The following is a 17,887-nucleotide window of genomic DNA, read 5'->3' as shown; positions in this document are numbered from 1 at the left end:
ATCGTCGCGTCATTGAAACAGATCAAAGTGATCCTAATGGGTCGAACGCGTTTCGTGGGTGTTTCGGTTCCACCGACGTTCGAGCCACGCACTGAGGGGAGCGGTCGTGAGCCCGTGCACGACGACCGACAGGGTGATGGCGAGGCTGACGAGCACGAACACCCGCTCGTCTCCGGTCAGTCGTTCGGCCATCGTGGCGTAGAAGAGGGCCGAGACTCCGATCGGCCCGAACCAACTCAGGAAGAACGTCTCAGGACGCGTGTGCAGGCCGCGGATCAGGGGCCTGAGGCTCCAGATGGTGATCAGGCGCCGCAGGAGCACCGCCGCGAGGAGGGCGAGCGGCACCGACCAGCCCAGCGCCAGCCACTCCTCGATCGGCAAGGCCATGCCGAACAGCACGAAGATGGGCAGGAGGAACAGGCGATTCACGGCGTCCTCCACCTTGTCCTCCTGCGCCTCGTCACGTTGCGGGATCACCTGGCCGAATACGGCGGCGGCGACGAACACGGCGAGGAGGTCGTTCGTCCCCATGAGCTTCGCCACTCCCAGCACGGCGAGCGCCAACGGGACGAGGAACCCGAGGTAGGCGCTCTCCTCCATCAGGCTCCGCCGGCGAGCCATGGTGAAGAGCTTCCCGAGGCAGTATCCCGCGAGCGCCCCGAACGCCGCGCCGCCGAGCACCTCGCGGAGCAGCACGGTGCCGAGGAGATCGCGCCAGGCGGCATCCGGAGCAGTGATCAGGAGCACTGGGAGCATGACGAACAGGTAGCCGAGCCCATCGTTCACGCCGCTCTCCGAGGAGATGTTGTGGCGGACTCGCTCGGGGATGCGTTCCTCCGCCAGCGAGCCGGTGACGATCGGGGTGCTCACGACCGGGTCCGTCGGCGTGATGATCGCGCCGACCAGGAGGGCGAGCAGGAACGGGGCGCCTGCCGCGACCGTCAGCACGCCGGTCGCGACGACCAGCATGAGCGGCATGCCGAGGCCGATGATCACCAGGACCCAGCGGAGGTTCCGACGCCAGTAGCCGTGCGGCAGTCGCAGGGCCACGCCCGCGAGGCCGACGGCCAGCGTGAGTCGGGCACCCTCCTCCAGCAGCATCCGCGGGTCCTGCGCGAGATCCTCGATCCGGAGCAGGTCGAGAGCGAACGGTCCGATCAGCACGCCCGACACGAGCGCGAGCACGGGCCCCGGGAGACTCATCCGCTGGAAGGCGGACGAGAAGAGGGAGAGGAGCAGGACGACGCCGCCGAAGAGCGCCAGGGTCAGGTTCGTCTCAATGCCCATGCCGACCTCCGGTCCCGGTCGGGTCTGCGGTGTCCCGCGGCGCGTCGGGGCGCGCGGTCCTGGCCGGCTTCTCCAGGAAGTACGCGCCGAGTGAACCGGCGAGCGTCGCGAAGACGACCACCGAGTACACTGACAACGCCACGTGCAGGATGCGCGTCAACACGGAGTCGCCCTCCAGCGGGGCGCCCGTGACCGTCGCTTGCGCGGCCTGGTAGAGCGCCTCGCCGTAGCTGATGCCATCGCCGAGCAGGTAGAGCAGCTGGCTGGCCGCCAGGATCACCACCGCCGTGACGGCCGCGAGCCAGGCGATCCGATCCGACAGGAGCCGACCGGCGGACCGAGATCCGCGCACCCCCGCCGTGAGGATTCCGCCGAGTCGAGCCACCGGAGCCACGCGGATGACCGAGAGCGCGCGGAAGAAGCGCAGGAACGGCACGGCGAGGAACAGGACCTGCCACCAATTGCGACGCCAGAAGTCGATGGAGCGGGCGACGACGGCACGCAGGACGAACTCCGCCACGAAGATCCCCCAGAAGATCCACCCGAGGACGGAGAAGACGGTGACGAGCACCGGATCACTCGCCAGGACCTGGCCCAGGACCACGAAGAGGAACAGGATGCCGAGGACGCCCATCGGCCGATCGAGCCGAACCGCGAGCCGCTCGGCCGCGTCGACCCGCTCGCGTTCGGGAAGGGGCGCGGCACGTCGGCCGCGCGACACCGACTCGCGTCTCCCCGCGGGCACCTCGAGCGTTCGCCCGCTCTCCCCCGCGGGATTCCCGGCCTGGTTCCGCATGCCCACTCCGCTCACCTCCCCGCCACGGTAGGCGGGACGGCAGGGCGGTTGAAGGCGGTCGACGGAAGCCGTTCGATCCGCTAGGCGGGGGGCCGGTCAACGAGAACGGCCCGGCACCACGAGAGGGAACCGGACCGTTGACGGTAGCGAGGGCGGGACTCGAACCCGCGACACCACGATTATGAGCCGTGTGCTCTAACCACCTGAGCTACCCCGCCGCAAGGCCGCTCCGAACGGATCCGGAGGAACCAGAGCCCCGAGTCAGGATTGAACTGACGACCCCTTCCTTACCATGGAAGTGCTCTACCACTGAGCTATCGGGGCAGTGCCGCTCGCGCGGCAACCACACGAGGATATCACCTCGGAGCGCCACCATTAAATCGGCGGCGACGCCGATCTCACGGCATCGCGGACACCCCCGCGGCGGTCGCCGAGAAGGCGATGATCGCCACGATGAACAGCACGTACAGCACGATGCCGACGACCCACAGGGCCGTGACGATGTAGCCGGCGATAAGGCCCGTGAGCGCCGCGGTGTCGCCCTGCTCGCCGCGTTCGCGGATCTGCCGCCGGGCGATGTGCCCGCACACCACGCCGGCGATCGACGAGAGCGGACCGAGCATGAGGCCGCCGAAGGCGAGGGCGAAGGCCACCCACGCGAGCACGTTCTGCCGCGGCGGCGCCGGAGCCCAGCCCGCGGGCGCGCCGTACGGGGAGCCGTAGCCGTAGCCGGCATGCGAGGGCGCGTGAGCGACGGGCGGCGCAGCGGCGGGCGCGGGCGGCGCCGGCGGCACGGCGGGGGTCTGGGCGGCGGGGGCGTCCATGGGGCTCCATCGGGGTCGGGGGCGGGCCGAGCGACATGCTATCGCCGAGACGACGGATGCCGCGTCGCGGTCGCCCGCGCGCGGCATCCGTTCGCCGGAATCGGCGTCGACTACTTCACGGCACCCGCCGTGAGCCCGCCGACGATGTACTTCTGCAGGTAGAGGAAGAGGAGCACGACGGGCAGCGCCGCGATGACCGCACCGGCCGAGAACGCGGCCCAGTCGGCGTAGCGCGGGTTCGACACCAGCTTGACCAGGCCCACGGCGAGGGTCTGCTTCTCGGTGTCGATGAGGATCACCGACGCGACCACGTACTCGTTCACCGAGAAGATGAACGACAGCAGCGCGACCACCGCGAGGATCGGCGCGACGAGCCGCAGGATGATCGTGAAGAAGATACGCGCGTGGCCGGCGCCGTCGATCTTCGCCGCCTCGTCGATCGACGACGGGATGGTGTTGAAGAAGCCGTACATGAGGTAGGTGTTCACGCCGAGCGCGCCGCCCAGGTACACCATGATCAGGCCGATGTGCGTGTTCAGGCCGATGGCCGGGAACCAGTCGCTGATCGCGCTCATCACGAGGAAGATCGCGACGACCGCGAGCATCTGCGGGAACATCTGGATCACGACGATCGAGATGAGCCCGAAGCGGCGGCCCGTGAACCGCATGCGCGAGAACGAGTACGCCGCGAGGGCTCCGAGGAACACCGTCAGCAGCGCCGTGATGCCCGCGATCAGGATCGTGTTGCCGAACCACGTCGTGAACGGCACCTGCGGGTTGGTCAGGATGCGCGCGTAGGCGTCGAGCCCGATCTGCGAGAACAGCGCGTTCGAGCCGGTGAGCGTGCCGGTCGGGTTCAGCGACGAGGAGATGACGAACACGATCGGGAACAGCGCGAACGCGACGACGACGATGCCGACCAGGTGGCGCCATCCGGTCGCCTTGAACCAGCGGCCGAAGCTGAACGGCCGCTTCGGCGCGACCTCGCGGGTGAGCTCGGGGTCGCCGCCCGCCTTCACGGCGGCGCGCTGCTCGACGAGCTCGCCCTGGAGCAGTCCGGTCTCGGTGCCGGAGATGGGACGCGGCTCGGCCATCAGTTGATCTCCTCGAGCGACTTGGTGCGGCGGAAGGCGATGATCGAGATCACCGCGACCACGATGAAGATGATGATCGAGTACGCCGACGCGAGCCCGTAGTCGCGCGTCTGGCCCGTGAACGCCACTTTGTAGACCATCGAGATCAGGATGTCGGTGAAGCCGACCGGGATCGGGGCGCCGGTATCTCGCGGCCCGCCGTTGGTCAACATGTAGATCACGTTGAAGTTGTTGAAGTTGAACGCGAACGAGGCGATCAGGAGCGGGGCGACGCTGACGAGCAGCAGCGGCAGCTTGATCAGGCGGAACACGTTCCACGAGCTGGCGCCGTCGACCGTCGCGGCCTCCTGCACGTCGTCGGGGATCGACTGCAGCGCGCCGAGGCACACGAGGAACATGTACGGGAAGCCGAGCCACAGGTTCACGATGAGCACGGAGATCTTCGCGACGAACGGGTCCGTCAGCCAGGGCACCGACGCACCGCCGAGGAGCACCTGGTTGATGAACCCGAAGCTCTGGTTCATCATGCCCGCCCAGACCAGCGCCGACAGGAACGACGGGATCGCGTACGGGAGGATCATCGCGATGCGGTACGCCTTGCGGCCGCGCATGCGCAGGTCGTTGAAGGTGATGGCGAGGAACAGGCCGAGGAAGAAGGTCGACGCGACCGAGATGAGCGCGAACGCGAAGGTCCAGAGCGTCACGTAGACGAGCGGCCCGGCGAGGCGCGGATCGGTGACCGCGCGAATGAAGTTGTCGAATCCGACGACGATCTGCCAGCCCGGGCGGAGCTCCTGGCCGTCCTCGGCGACGAAGGCGCCGGTGCCGATGTCGGTGTAGACGGTCCCCGTCCCGAGGTCGGTCATCGTGCCGGCGGCCTCGTCGTACTCGAGGTTCGAGGTGTAGAGGTAGCCGTTCGACCCGTCCGGCGTCCGCAACGCGCCGTCGTTCGGGTCGTCGGAGGCCGGGATGGCGAGCTCGGTGATCTCGTCGGTGCGGGAGATGACCTCGCCGAACGAGAGGGTGGTCCATCCGTCGACGGCGACGGCCTTGCCGTTCTCGATCTCGGCGCCGTCGACCTCGGCGAGGGGCTGCTCCATGGTGCCGAGCTGCACGTCGCCGTCGGGGTCGGTGACGAGGAGGCCGAGCGTGCCGAGCTGGTCGACGACGGTGACCTGGTAGGTGGGCGAGTCGGGCACGCGCTCGAGCGAGGCCGCCATGAGCGAGCTCACCGCCTGCTCCTTGGAGCCGTTGTGCCCCGTGCCGTAGTTCGTGAAGGCGACGTACCCCGTGTAGAGGAGCACGAACACCTGGAAGAGGGAGAGGAAGATGATGCCGGGCGTCAGGTACTTCGCCGGCAGTCGACGGCGCGAGAAGTAGATCCAGTTGACGAAGACCGTGACGGCGACGATCACGCCGAGCACGATCCACTCGCGCTGGAGCGCGAGGATGAACACCGCGTAGAGGGCGATCGCGTCGACGAGGCCCATCAGCACGAGCTTGACGACGAAGGCCTTCATGCTGCCGGATGCCGCGTCGGCGATCTTCGCCGCCTGGCGCTGCCGTTTCGTCGGCTTCCTGTCGGCCCCGGGGTCGGCCGCGACGTCCTCGTCGATCATGCTGCTCATCTTGCTCGCTCTTCTCGTGGAACGGGAGTGCCCCGGGCCGGATGCCGTTGCGGCATCCGACCCGGAGCGCTCAGTCGTTACTTGGCGTCGATCGCAGCCTGGACATCGGCGGCGAGCTTCTCCCAGGTCGCAACCGGGTCCTCACCGTTGATGATCGAGGCCTCGGCGATGCCCCAGTACTGCCACACCGAACCCATGGCGGGGATGGCGGGCATCGGGACGGCCTCGGCACCGACGGCAGCGAAGCCCTCGATGATCGGGTCGCTCGAGGCGGTCTCGGCCGCGGACGAGAGGGCGGGCAGGATGTTGCCGGCCTCGAACAGGTCGAGCTGGACCTCTTCGGTGCCGATGTAGTTCACGAGGAAGTCGTTCGCGGCGACCTTGTTGTCCGACTCCGAGCTCACGAAGAAGCCCTTGACGCCGGCGAACGGCGAGGCGGGCTCACCGGTCGGGCTCGGGATGGTGTCGATCGCGACGTTGATGCCGCCGTCGACCGCGGCGCCCACGTTCCACGGACCGGTCAGCCAGAAGGCCGCGGTGCCGTCGAGGAATGCCTGCTTGGCGATGTCGCCGTCGATGTCGGTGTTGAAGTTGCCGGCGCCGTTCTTGCCCTGGCTGCCCAGCCAGTTCGCGAACTCGATGCCGCCCTCGTTGCCGAGCTGCAGGTCGGTCGGGTCGTAGCCCTCGTCGTTGGTGCCGAAGACCGGAGCACCGAACGCCGTCTGGAACGGGTAGAGGTGGTACGGGTTGCCCTCGGCACCCTGCTCGACCACGAACGGCTTGTCGAGGCCCGCGGCCTGGCCCTTGGCGATCATGTCGTCGAAGCTCGTCGCGGCCTCGGGGACGAGGTCGGCGTTGCGGAGGATCGCGATGTTCTCGACCGCGTAGGGGAGCATGTAGACGGTGCCCTCGTAGGTCGCCGCGTTGATCGCGACGTCGAGGTAGTCGCCGGCCGAGTCGCCGAGCTCGAGCGGCGCCACGACGCCGTTCGTCGACAGCTCGCCGAGCCAGTCGTGCGCGCCCATCGTGATGTCGGGGCCCTCGCCGGTCGGGACCTGCTGGATGAAGTCGTCCTTGATGGTGGCGACGTCCTTGCCGACGATCTCGACCTCGACGCCCTTCTCCTCGGAGTAGGCGTCGGCGGCGGGCTGGACCGCGTCGACGCGCTCGGCGTCGACCCAGACGGTCAGCGTGCCGCCCTCGGCCGAGCCGCCGTTCTCGCCGTTGTCGGCGTCGCCGCTCGCGCAGCTCGCGAGCCCCAGGGTCGCGACGACGGCGACGGCGCCGGCCGCGAACAGCTTCTTGTTCACCCGCATTGGTGTGTGCCCTTCTCAGTGTGCGTGAGACCGGCGCCTTCGCCTGGTGACGTGCGCACCGTGCTCGAAAGGCCGTTCTTCCGTTTGGATGTCGCTCGCATCGTGATTGCAAGCGGTTTCAGGTATACCCTGTCAAGGTCCCATTGACAACTCGGTGTTATCGGATCGATACCGCTTACTCAGGAAACTGCGCGGAGTCCAGATCTGCAAACGCTTTCAGATTGACCTAGGATCTTCCCTCATGACTTCCGAATGGTGGCGCACCGCCGCGATCTACCAGATCTACCCCCGGTCGTTCGCCGACGCGAACGGCGACGGCATGGGCGACCTCGCCGGCATCCGCTCTCGCCTGCCCGAACTCGCCGACCTCGGAGTCGACGCGATCTGGCTCTCCCCCTTCTACGCGTCGCCGCAGAAGGACGCGGGATACGACGTCGCCGACTACTGCGACGTCGACCCGCTGTTCGGCACGCTCGCCGACTTCGACGACATGCTCGCCGAGGCCCACCGGCTCGGCCTCAAGGTCATCGTCGACCTCGTGCCGAACCACTCCTCCGACCGGCACGTCTGGTTCCAGGAGGCCCTCGCCGCAGCGCCCGGCAGTCCCGAGCGCGCCCGCTACATCTTCCGCGAGGGCAAGGGCGAGCACGGCGAGCTGCCGCCGAACAACTGGCAGTCCGTGTTCGGCGGCTCCATGTGGACCCGCGTCACCGAGGCCGACGGCTCCCCCGGGCAGTGGTACCTTCACATCTTCGACAGCTCGCAGCCCGACTTCGACTGGACCAACGAGGAGGTGCGCGAGGAGTTCCGCCGCATCCTCCGCTTCTGGCTGGACCGCGGGGTCGACGGCTTCCGCGTCGACGTCGCTCACGGCCTCATCAAGGCCGACGGCCTGCCCGACTACACCCCGCCCGCCGACGCCGGCTCGATGGGCGGCAATGCGCACGGCCTCGAGGCCGGCGTGCCCCTCGAGCCCGAGATCCACGATGAGGGCGACGGCGCACCGTACTGGGGCCAGGAGGGCGTGCACGAGGTGTACCGCGACTGGCGGAAGCTGCTCGACGGCTACCCCGGCGAGCGCATCCTCGCGGCCGAGGCCTGGGTCGACCCGCTGACCCGCGTGGCGAAGTGGGTGCGCCCCGACGAGATGCACCAGGCGTTCAACTTCGCGTACCTCGAGACGCCGTGGGAGGCGCCCGCGCTCCGCAACGTGATCGACCACTCGATCGAGACGTTCGGCGCGGTCGGCGCGCCCTCGACCTGGGTCCTGTCCAATCACGACGTGATCCGGCACGCCTCGCGGCTCGCGCTGCAGGCCGATAGCCTGCAGGGCCACGGCATCGGCCCGAAGAGCGCCGGCCTGCCCGACCCGGTCGTCGGCCTGCGCCGCGCCCGCGCCGCGACGGCCGTCATGCTCGCCTTGCCGGGTTCCGCCTACATCTACCAGGGCGAGGAGCTCGGCCTGCCCGAGGCCATCCACCTGCCCGACGAGGCGCGCCAGGACCCGACCTGGTTCCGTACGAACGGCGAACGATACGGCCGCGACGGATGCCGCGTGCCCATCCCGTGGGAGGCCGACGCCCCCTCGTACGGCTTCGGGCCGGCGGATGCCGCGTGGCTCCCCCAGCCCGCCGAGTGGGCCGCCCTCGCCCGCGACCGCCAGCGCGGAGCCGAGGGGTCGACGCTCGAGCTCTACCGCACCGCGCTCGGCCTGCGCCGCGAGCTCGCGCTCGCGACGGGCTCCGTCGCGTGGCTCGACGGCTTCGGCGACGACGTGCTCGCGTTCCGCAACGGCCCGGTCACCGTGATCGGCAACACCGGCTCCACCCCCGTGGCCCTGCCCGCGGGCGAGGTGCTGCTCGCGAGCGGTGACGTGTCGGGCGGCGAGCTGCCGGCCGACACCACGGTCTGGTTGCGCGCGTAGCGCGAACGACGGGGGCGGATGCTGCGGCATCCGCCCCCGTTGCGTTCACGCACGCATGAGGATCGGCGGCACGACGCTCCCTGCGCGCCCGCAGGGTAGCGGGCGAGGAGCCCGCGGCATCCGTCAGTTGGTGTTGGCCCAGAGCCACTCGAGCGGGTCGACGTGGGTGCCGCCGACGCCGCCGATGCGGATCTCGAAGTGCAGGTGCGGGCCGGTCGACATGCCGGTGTTGCCCGTGTTGCCGACGACGTCGCCGACCTCGACACGGTCGCCGACCTCGAATCGGCGGGTGCCGTACTGCATGTGCGCGTAGACGCTCGTGACGGTCTGCCCGTCGATCACGTGGTCGATCATCGTGACCGCGCCGAGCGAGCCGCCCGCGTCGGTGGAGACCGACACCACGCCGTCGGCGATCGCCTGGATCTCGGCGCCGTCGCCCGGGTTGAAGTCCTGACCGCGGTGGTTGGTCGAGCAGCCGGCGCAGTTGCGGTACCCGAACCGGTCGCCGATGTGCACGCCGACCGCGAATGGCCACTGGATCGTGCCGAGCGGGTTGTTCGTGAACGTCGCCTCGGGGCGGATGCCGGCCGCGCGCGCGTACTCCTCGATGGTCTGCGCCTGGTAGCCCTCGCGCCCGACCGCGGCGGCCGTCGCGCCGCCGGTGATGTCGACGCGCTGCCCGTCGAGGGTCACGACGGTCGTGTCGCCGAGGGCCATCGCCTGCACGTCGGCCGGCGACAGCAGCGACAGCGACGGCACGGATGTCGCCACGGCGAGCAGGGCGACGAAGCTCATCGCCACGAGGCTGGCCACGCGCGTGGTGATCGCTCGGCGCAGCGTGCGGCGCGGGGCCGGTCGGCCCGCGGGGCGCGGCGCCGGGCGGGATGCCGCGGCCGGCGCGGCGGCGGAGCGCCGCGGAGCGGGCTCGGTCACGTCGCGCGGTGCATCTGACCGGGCCGGGACGTCGGGACGACGCGCATCCGAGGCGGACGGCTGCGCTTCGCCGCCGCCGGTGCGTGCGGGCTCGGCGGAACGGGGAGCGACGCGACGGTCGAGGGCCCGGTCGTCGCGCGGTCCGCGAGCCGGCGCGACCGGCGCTTCGGCGGGTCCGCGCCCCTCGGCGGGGCGGGACGGGCGCGCCGTCGGGGCGACGTCGGCGGCCGGACGTCCGTCGGCGGCGGGCGCAGCCGCGGGACGGGCGGATGCCGACGGGCGGGCGGCCGGTGCGGGCTCGTGACGCGGTCCGCGCGCGCCCGGTGCCGGACGCGCGGGTGCGGGCGCAGCCGCGGGGCGACGCTCACGCGGCGGCTCGACATCGAACTCGCGGAACTCCAGCCCCTCGGGCGCACGGCCCGTGTTCGCCGCAGCGGCGAGGACGGCGGAGAGGTCGTCGGTGGATTCGGCGCGCAGGTCGCGGGGACGCTCCTGCCGCGGGGCGGCGGGCCGCTCATCGCGGCGAGGCGGGTCGGCGGGGATCACGCGCGGCGCGGGCGGCTGCAGCGGACGCATCGAGGCCGGACGCTCGGCGATCGGCCGCTCGAGGGGCGACGGGCCCGCCGCAGCGGCAGGCGCGGGCGGGGCGGTCCGTGCGGGCGGGGCGGTCCGTGCGGGCGGGGCGGTCCGTGCGGGCGCGGGCGCAGCAGCGGGCGCGGGCGCAGCCGGCGCGGCACGGCGGCCCGTCCGCGGCGCAACCGGCGCAGACTCCGCCGCCGACGTCGGACCCTGCCGCTCCGAAACCGCAGGCGCCGGCGACGCGGCAGCAGAGGTCGGACGAGGTGCGACGTGCGCGAGCTCGCCGCTCAGCGTCTCGGCCTCGCGGCGAAGGCGGCGCGAGCTCGCGGCCGGAGCGGCCGGGGCAGCCGGCGCGACCGGGGCTGACGGCGCCTCACGACGGTCGCGCGGACGCAGCGGCCCCGTGGCATCCGCTCGAACCGAAGCCGGAGACGACCCCGCCGAGGACGGCGCGGGCGCGGCGCCGCGGCCCGGAAGGAACGACTCGAACGGCCCTCCCCCGGAGACGCCGAAGGCCGAGTCCATGCCGGCCCGAGGGCCGGCCGGCTCGGCCGACGAGGTGGAGCGGTCCCGCAGTTCGCGACGGGTCAGGGGTCGCTCAGGCCGCGAATGGGCCTGAGTGCCTGGCGTGGAACCGTCGGGCACGAGGGGGGTCTCGGGCACGTGGGGGGACTTTCGGCTCGGGATCGGGGGACCTTGGGCCGCGCACCTTCGAACGGAGTCGAAGGTCACGGATCGATAAAGCGTAACCGCTCGGTCGCCGCGGCGCCATGTCGGTGTGCGAACGCGTGTCGCGCGTGGACGCGCCTGTGGAGAACCCGGCGCCGCCGGCTCAGTCGGCCGGTACGCCCGCGTCGTGCAGCAGCGCGGCGAGCTGGTCGAACACCGACGGGGCCGCGGCGAGCAGCAGTCGCTCGTTCTCGCGACCGCCGTGGGGCCCGCCGACGCGGCCGCCGGCCTCGCGGACGACGATGGCGCCCGCCGCGTGATCCCACGGGTTCAGGCCCTGCTCGTAGAACGCGTCGAGCCGGCCCGCGGCGACCGCGCCGAGGTCGAGCGCGGCCGAGCCCATACGACGGATGTCGCGCACGCGCGGCAGCACGTGCAGCAGTGCCTCGGCCTGGGTGCGCCGCCGCTCGACGGCGTATCCGAACCCGGTGCCGACGAGCGCCTGCGGCAGTGCGACGTCCGTGTTGACCCGCAGCTCGCGGTCGCCGAGGTGCGCGCCGCCGCCCGCCGACGCGGCGAACACCTCCCCTGACACCGGGTTCACGACGACGCCGGCCACCGCGTTCCAGTGCTCCGGGTCGGGCGGCCCGTCGACCACGGCGATGCTCACCGACCAGGCCGGGATGTCGTACAGCAGGTTGACGGTGCCGTCGATCGGGTCGACGACCCAGTTGAGTCCGCTCGTGCCGACGTGCGTGTCGTCCTCCTCGCCGAAGATCCCGTCGTCGGGGCGGGCGTCGAGGATCATCGACCTGATGCGCGCCTCGGTGTCGCGGTCGACGGCGGTGACCACGTCGGTCGGCGTCGACTTCGTCGCCTCCACGGCGATGCCGCGGCGACGTTCCTCGAGCGCGGTCTCGGCGACGGCGAGCGCGATCCGTCGGGCGATGGCGAGCAGGTCTGCGGATGCCGCGTGGCCGGCGTCAGGCGTCATGCCCCCACGCTACGCCCCGCCGCGGCATCCGTCCCGACCACGATCGCCCGTGCACGGACCGCGGCCCGACGCGACATCCGTCGCCGAGAACGACGAAAGCCCCGGCGGACCGGGGCTTTCACGTGGTGGCGAGTGAGGGATTCGAACCCCCGAAGGCTATGCCAGCTGATTTACAGTCAGATCCCTTTGGCCGCTTGGGTAACTCGCCGTACACCCGACCACGTTCCTCACGCGACCGGGGGCCACACAAGGATACCCATGCGGCGGCGTGTCCAGAAATCGAGGCGAGCGGATGCCACGGCGCCCGCGCCGCACGCGCGGCGGCCGTCCCGGCGGTGCCCGCCGGGCGGCATCCGTTCACAGGTGGATCGGCATCGTGTCGTTCGGGCCGAGCTCGTCGCGCCGGCCGTCGCGGTACTCGTCGGGGCCGGCAGGGTGACGCGTCGCGGACGGCTGGAACGCCTGCGGGACGGGCGCGATCGGCTGGGTGCCGCGCACCGGCCCGCGGAGGCCCGCGCGGGCGATGACGCGCTGGATGGTGAGGTCGCGCTCGTTGGGCGCCCCGACGTAGCGGATCTCCTTGAGCCCCTGGGTCTGCGCGGCCGACTCGAACACGAAGTGGCCGAAGCCGAAGATGCGGCCGACGACCGGTCGGCGCACCGAGATGTCGAGGATTCGCGCGAGGGGCATCGTCGCGATGTTCTGCGTGAGGATGCCGTGCACGCGGAACACGCGCATGTTGGTGATGACGAAGCGGTCCATCTGCGCCTGCAGGATGCGCCACAGGCCCCACACGGCGAGCACGAGGGCGGCGAGCGCCGGCAGCCACCACGCCTGCGGCGGCACCCAGAACGCGATGATGAGCAGCGGCACCGCGGCGACGAGCAGCAGGACCGGCTTGACGATCGCCGCCCAGTGCTTGGCGACCTCGTCGACGATCACCTCGCCCTCGTCGGCGATGAGGAACCGCTCGACCCGCGGGTCGAACAGGCTGCGGGCGTTCGGCGTCACCGGCGGCATCCGTTCGCGGCTACGCGGCGGCGAGGGACGAGAAGAACCGAGCCACCGCCTCGACGCCGCCCCACACGGCGGCGACCGCGCCCTGCACCGCGCCGGCGGCATCCTCCGGACGGGTGATCATGTAGAACAGGGCGAACACGACGACGAGCCCCAGGGCGAGGCGCTTGACCCACTTCACGCGGACTTCCCTTTCATCACGGTGCAGGTGGGCAAGCCTGTCCCCCCGGAGGACGAGCCCTGAACGCTGCTTTCCTACCCCAGTCCGAGGGACGCGGCAATGCGCCACTCCGCGCGGCGATAGGATCGGGTGCCGCCGGCCTGCACCCCGAGCAGTCCGCGGCGGGCGAGGAGCGATGGCCGGCATCGAGGAAGTGGCGAAGCTCGCGGGGGTCTCCACCGCGACCGTCTCGCGTGCGCTGAGCGGCCGCGGTCACGTCTCCCCCACGTCGAAGGCGAAGGTCGAGGAGGCGGCGGCCCTGCTCGGCTACGTCGTGTCGTCGAACGCGTCGAGCCTCGCCTCGGGCCGCACCCGGAACATCGGCGTGGTCATCCCGTTCCTCAACCGGTGGTTCTTCTCGTCGGTGCTCGAGGGCGCCCAGCAGGCGCTGCTGCGCCGCGGGTACGACCTCACGCTCTACAACCTGTCCGGCGACGGGCGCGAGCGCTTGAGCGTGTTCGAGCACTTCCTGCTGCGCCAGCGCGTCGACGCGGTCATCGCCGTGTCGCTCGAGCTCACCGAGCACGAGGTGCAGCGCCTGCACGACCTCGGCAAGCCGCTCGTGGGCGTCGGCGGTCCGATCCCCGGCGTGCGCACCCTGACGATCGACGACGTGGCCGTGGCGCGGCTCGCGACCGAGCACCTCATCGGGCTCGGCCACCGCCGGATCGCGCACATCGGCGGCGACCTCGAGTTCGACCTCGACTTCCACCTGCCCACGAACCGACGACTGGGGTACGAGGCGGCGCTGCGCGAGGTGGGCGTCGAGCCCGACCCGACGCTGTTCGCGCCGGCCGACTTCACGATCCGCGGCGGCTACCACGCGGCGAAGCAGCTGCTCGGGCGACCTCACGACCGGCCGACGGCGATCTTCGCGGCGTCCGACGAGATGGCGATCGGGTCGATCCTCGCCGCGCGCGACCTCGGGCTGGTCGTGCCGCGCGACGTGTCGATCATCGGCATCGACGACTACGACCTCTCCGACTTCTTCGGGCTGTCGACGGTCGCGCAGTTCCCGCGCGGCCAGGGCGAGCAGGCCGTCGAGATCCTCATGGAGCAGCTCGAGCCGGGGCCGGATGCCGCCCCCGGGGCGTCGATGACGCAGCTGCCGTTCGAGCTGCGCGTGCGCTCCTCGACCGCCACCCCGCCCGAGCTCTGACCGCTGCCCGCGCGGCGGGGCGGGAGGGTCAGGCGGGGAGGCGCAGGCGCGCGAGCGCGCCCTGGATGGCGACGGCGGCCGCGCCGCGCGCCCACGGGTCGAAGCCCGTGTCGTCGACGTGCACGACGACCTCGGACGCCTCGGGGTCGCGGTCCGCGGCGAGCGCGGCGAGCGTCGTGTCGCCCGCGACCGACCACAGTCCGACGCCCTCCCCCGAGAGCACGATCGCGTCGACCATGGCGAGGTTGGCGATGTAGCCCATCATGCGGCCGAGCGAGCGGCCCGCGGCATCCGTCACCGAACGGGCGAGCGGATGCCGCGCCGCCGCGAGTTCGATCACCTCGTCGTAGCCGATCTCGCGCCCGAGGGCGATGCCGACCTGCGCGCAGATGCTGGGGATCGAGAGCATCGCGGTCGAGCATCCTCGGTGACCGTCCACGCAGAGCGGGCCGCTGGGGTCGAGGGGCAGGTGGCCGCCGAGGCCGAGGCCCGTGTCGGGCGTGGTGACGACCCGGTCGTGCATGACGAGTCCGTAGCCGACGCCGGCGCCGACGGTGACGACGGCGAACGCGTCGCGCCCTCGGGCTGGGCCGAACCACTGTTCGGCGGTGGTGAGCGCGGTCACGTCGTTCTCGACGTCGACGGGCAGGCCGAGGCGCGCTTCGAGGAGGTCGGCGAGCGCGACGTCGCGCCAGCCGAGGAACGGGGCGCGGGTGACGACGCGCTGGTCGGCGACGTTGCCGCCGACGCTGACGCCGAGGCCGGACACCCTCGGGAGGTCGGGCCCCTCGGCGGCGAGCAGGGTCTCGACGAGGTCGCCGATGACGCCGACGACCGCGCGGGGGTCGTGCCGGTCGAGCGCGCGTTCCTCGCGCGCGACCGCGGTGGCGCGCAGGTCGGTGAGCACGGCATGGGCGGCGTCGCCGCTGAGCTTCACGCCGACGAATCGGCGGGCGTCGGCGCGCACGTCGAGCGGGCGGGCGGGCCGGCCGGTGGCGCCCTGCACGAGGTCGGGTGCCTCGACGAACAGGCCGCGGTCGAGGAACGGCTTCGACAGGCGGGTGAGGCTCGCGGGCGACAGGCCGAGGCGGCGGCCGAGGTCGGCGCGGGAGATCGGGCCGTGGATGAGCACCTGACGGGCCAGTTCTCGCGCGGAGCCGCCGAGTTCGACCTGCGTCATCGCCGCCCTCCATCGCCGTGGTTCGTTCCATCTTGACACGAACGTACCTACGAAACACGGCCCCAGCGCCGAGCGCAACGGGATTGACAGATCATTTATTTCTGTCATAGAAAGAACGTCATGCAGCGCGGCACCGACCCGATCCACCTCCGCAACGGCGGCACCAGCGTGGTGCTCTCCCTCGACCACGCGCCCCTCCCCGCGATCGTGCACTGGGGATCCGACCTCGGCGAGGTGGGCGCCGACGAGCTCGCGGCCATGGCCCTCGCGGCGATCCCCCAGCGCGTCTCCGGCGGCATCGACGTACCCGCCGCCCTCACCCTCATCCCGCAGGAGTCGTCGGGGTGGCTCGGCACCCCCGGTCTCGCGGGTCATCGCGACGGCCGCGACTTCTCGACGCGCCTCGCGACCGTCGACGTCCAGACGGATGCCGCCACCGCGACGATCACCGCCCGCGACGACGACGCCGGCCTCGAGGCGACCATCGAACTCGAGGTGACCGCCTCAGGCCTGTTCCGGCAGCGCATCACCCTGCGGAACCTCGCGGACGCGCCCTACTCGGTCGTCGCGCTCACCCCGTTCTTCCCCGTGCCCGCCACCGCCGACCAACTCCTCGACACCACCGGCCGCCACCTCCGCGAGCGGTCGCCGCAGCGCCACGAGTTCACGATCGGCACGCACCTGCGCGAGAGCCGCCGTGGGCGGCCCGGCGCCGACGCGAGCCTGGTCATCGCCGCGGGCCGCCGCGGATTCGGCTTCGAACGCGGGATGGTCCACGCCGTGCACACCGCCTGGAGCGGCAACCACCGCCTCCTCGCCGAGCGCCTGCCCACGGGCGAATCCTCCCTCGGCGCGGGCGAGCTGCTGGCCCCCGGCGAGGTCGTCCTCGATCAGGACGAGTCGTACGCGACGCCGTGGGCGATCGGCTCGTGGGGCGACGGGCTGACCGAGCTGTCGAGCCGGTTCCACCGCGAACTGCGCGCGCGTCCGCAGCATCCGCGCCGCCCCCGCCCGGTCACGCTCAACACGTGGGAGGCCGTGTACTTCGACCACGACCGCGAGAAGATCGACGAGCTGGCCCGGCGTGCGGCATCCGTCGGCGTCGAGCGGTTCGTGCTCGATGACGGATGGTTCCTCGGCCGCCGCGACGACACCGCGGGCCTCGGCGACTGGTGGGTCGACGAGACCGTGTGGCCCGACGGGCTCGGTCCGCTCATCGAGACCGTCACGTCGCTCGGCATGGAGTTCGGCCTGTGGGTCGAGCCCGAGATGGTGAACCTCGACTCCGAGCTCGCCCGCAACCACCCCGACTGGATCCTCCGCGGGCGCGACGACCTGCCCGTGCCCGCGCGCCAGCAGTACGTGGTCGACCTCGCCAATCCCGACGCCTGGCAGTACCTGCTCGAGCGGCTCGACGCGCTGCTCGCCGAGTACGACATCGCCTACCTGAAGTGGGACCACAACCGCGACCTGCTCGAGGCCGGCAGCGCCCACACCGGCCGAGCGCGCGTGCACGAGAACGTGCAGGCGCTGTACCGGCTGCTCGCCGAGCTCAAGCGCCGCCACCCCGGACTCGAGATCGAGTCGTGCGCGTCGGGCGGCGCGCGCGTCGACCTCGGGATCCTCGAGCACACCGACCGCATCTGGACGAGCGACACCCTCGACCCCATCGAGCGCCTCCAGATCCAGCGCTACACCGGGATCCTCGTGCCGACGGAGATGATGGGCGCCCACCTGACGAGCCCCGAGGTGCACACCACGGGCCGCACCGTGCAGCTCGACACGAGCGCCGGCGTCGCCCTGTTCGGGCACTTCGGCGTCGAATGGGACCTGACGACCCTCGACGACGCCGGGCTCGCCCGCGTGCGCGAATGGGTCGACCTCCACAAGCGGCACCGCGCGCTCATCCACACCGGCACGCTCGTGCACGGCGACACCCGCGACGACACCACCGACGTGCGCGGGGTGGTCGCGGGCGACGCGGCATCCGCGCTCTTCACGTTCACGCAGGTGACCACCAGCGTGACCCACCCGCCCGGCCGCTTCACGCTGCCGGGCCTCGACCCGGACCGCAGGTACGCGGTGCGGATCGCCGCCGGACGCGTGGACCACGGCCCCGGCCAGTCCACGCTCCCCTGGGCCGAGCAGCCGATCGTGCTGACCGGCCGGCAACTGGGCACCGTAGGCCTGCAGGCCCCCGTGCTCTTCCCCGGGCAGCTCGTGCTGCTCGAGCTCACCACCGCCTGACGCTCAACCCGAACGCGCAA

General features: G+C 71.6%; 14 protein-coding genes and 3 tRNA genes. 3 read left to right on the top strand and 14 right to left on the bottom strand.

Annotation, left to right across the window (positions count from 1 at the left end; all coding sequences use genetic code 11):
• Nucleotides 1-33: 33 nt before the first annotated feature.
• The 8 genes from M1L56_RS02835 to M1L56_RS02800 all read right to left on the bottom strand — a co-directional run bounded on the left by M1L56_RS02835 (nucleotide 34) and on the right by M1L56_RS02800 (nucleotide 6,945).
• Entirely contained in the window at nucleotides 34-1,287 is a 1,254-nt protein-coding gene (locus tag M1L56_RS02835; protein WP_248598076.1) for a cation:proton antiporter, read from the bottom strand.
• Complete coding sequence (locus tag M1L56_RS02830; RefSeq protein WP_197467055.1) at nucleotides 1,277-2,083, bottom strand: hypothetical protein; 807 nt, start codon at nucleotides 2,081-2,083, stop codon at nucleotides 1,277-1,279. The genes M1L56_RS02835 and M1L56_RS02830 overlap by 11 nt, the downstream gene beginning before the upstream one ends.
• Before the next feature lie 144 nt (nucleotides 2,084-2,227).
• A tRNA-Met gene (locus M1L56_RS02825) sits at nucleotides 2,228-2,301 on the bottom strand.
• Between the two features lie 34 nt (nucleotides 2,302-2,335).
• Nucleotides 2,336-2,407 (bottom strand) — tRNA-Thr (locus M1L56_RS02820).
• A gap of 74 nt (nucleotides 2,408-2,481) precedes the next feature.
• Nucleotides 2,482-2,907 (bottom strand): DUF4190 domain-containing protein, encoded by a 426-nt coding sequence (locus M1L56_RS02815; protein WP_248598075.1) that lies wholly within the window; start codon nucleotides 2,905-2,907, stop codon nucleotides 2,482-2,484.
• A 110-nt stretch (nucleotides 2,908-3,017) separates the two neighbouring features.
• On the bottom strand, nucleotides 3,018-4,001 hold the full coding sequence (locus M1L56_RS02810) for a sugar ABC transporter permease (RefSeq protein ID WP_157356878.1): 984 nt from the start codon (nucleotides 3,999-4,001) through the stop codon (nucleotides 3,018-3,020).
• On the bottom strand, nucleotides 4,001-5,620 hold the full coding sequence (locus M1L56_RS02805) for an ABC transporter permease subunit (protein ID WP_248598226.1): 1,620 nt from the start codon (nucleotides 5,618-5,620) through the stop codon (nucleotides 4,001-4,003). The genes M1L56_RS02810 and M1L56_RS02805 overlap by 1 nt, the downstream gene beginning before the upstream one ends.
• A gap of 86 nt (nucleotides 5,621-5,706) precedes the next feature.
• On the bottom strand, nucleotides 5,707-6,945 hold the full coding sequence (locus tag M1L56_RS02800) for a maltose ABC transporter substrate-binding protein (RefSeq protein ID WP_067950848.1): 1,239 nt from the start codon (nucleotides 6,943-6,945) through the stop codon (nucleotides 5,707-5,709).
• Nucleotides 6,946-7,186: 241 nt separating this feature from the next.
• Between M1L56_RS02800 and M1L56_RS02795 the strand changes: the two genes are divergently transcribed.
• Nucleotides 7,187-8,869 (top strand): alpha-amylase family glycosyl hydrolase, encoded by a 1,683-nt coding sequence (locus tag M1L56_RS02795; protein WP_248598074.1) that lies wholly within the window; start codon nucleotides 7,187-7,189, stop codon nucleotides 8,867-8,869.
• A gap of 123 nt (nucleotides 8,870-8,992) precedes the next feature.
• Here the strand turns inward: M1L56_RS02795 and M1L56_RS02790 are convergent, their stop codons facing one another.
• From M1L56_RS02790 to M1L56_RS02770, 5 genes are all read right to left on the bottom strand, one after another.
• On the bottom strand, nucleotides 8,993-10,378 hold the full coding sequence (locus tag M1L56_RS02790; RefSeq protein ID WP_248598073.1) for a M23 family metallopeptidase: 1,386 nt from the start codon (nucleotides 10,376-10,378) through the stop codon (nucleotides 8,993-8,995).
• Between the two features lie 835 nt (nucleotides 10,379-11,213).
• Complete coding sequence (locus M1L56_RS02785) at nucleotides 11,214-12,044, bottom strand: inositol monophosphatase family protein (protein ID WP_248598072.1); 831 nt, start codon at nucleotides 12,042-12,044, stop codon at nucleotides 11,214-11,216.
• Between the two features lie 123 nt (nucleotides 12,045-12,167).
• Nucleotides 12,168-12,252 (bottom strand) — tRNA-Tyr (locus M1L56_RS02780).
• A 149-nt stretch (nucleotides 12,253-12,401) separates the two neighbouring features.
• Nucleotides 12,402-13,055 (bottom strand): PH domain-containing protein, encoded by a 654-nt coding sequence (locus M1L56_RS16055; protein ID WP_248598071.1) that lies wholly within the window; start codon nucleotides 13,053-13,055, stop codon nucleotides 12,402-12,404.
• Between the two features lie 19 nt (nucleotides 13,056-13,074).
• Nucleotides 13,075-13,242, bottom strand: coding sequence for a hypothetical protein (locus tag M1L56_RS02770; protein ID WP_248598070.1), 168 nt, complete (start codon nucleotides 13,240-13,242; stop codon nucleotides 13,075-13,077).
• Between the two features lie 175 nt (nucleotides 13,243-13,417).
• Between M1L56_RS02770 and M1L56_RS02765 the strand changes: the two genes are divergently transcribed.
• Complete coding sequence (locus M1L56_RS02765) at nucleotides 13,418-14,440, top strand: LacI family DNA-binding transcriptional regulator (protein ID WP_248598069.1); 1,023 nt, start codon at nucleotides 13,418-13,420, stop codon at nucleotides 14,438-14,440.
• A gap of 28 nt (nucleotides 14,441-14,468) precedes the next feature.
• Here M1L56_RS02765 and M1L56_RS02760 read toward each other — a convergent pair whose 3' ends face one another.
• Nucleotides 14,469-15,620 carry an ROK family transcriptional regulator gene (locus tag M1L56_RS02760; protein WP_248598068.1) on the bottom strand — a complete coding sequence of 384 codons (1,152 nt, stop codon included), beginning with the start codon at nucleotides 15,618-15,620 and terminating at the stop codon, nucleotides 14,469-14,471.
• 120 nt (nucleotides 15,621-15,740) lie between these two features.
• Here M1L56_RS02760 and M1L56_RS02755 point away from each other — a divergent pair, with 120 nt between their 5' ends.
• Nucleotides 15,741-17,867 (top strand): alpha-galactosidase, encoded by a 2,127-nt coding sequence (locus tag M1L56_RS02755; RefSeq protein ID WP_248598067.1) that lies wholly within the window; start codon nucleotides 15,741-15,743, stop codon nucleotides 17,865-17,867.
• Nucleotides 17,868-17,887: the final 20 nt, after the last annotated feature.

The organism is Agromyces sp. C10 (genome assembly GCF_023217995.1).
GTDB classification, from domain to species: Bacteria; Actinomycetota; Actinomycetes; order Actinomycetales; family Microbacteriaceae; genus Agromyces; species Agromyces indicus.
The sequence above is the reverse complement of the archived record's forward strand: the minus strand, read 5'-3'. Positions and strand labels throughout refer to the sequence as shown.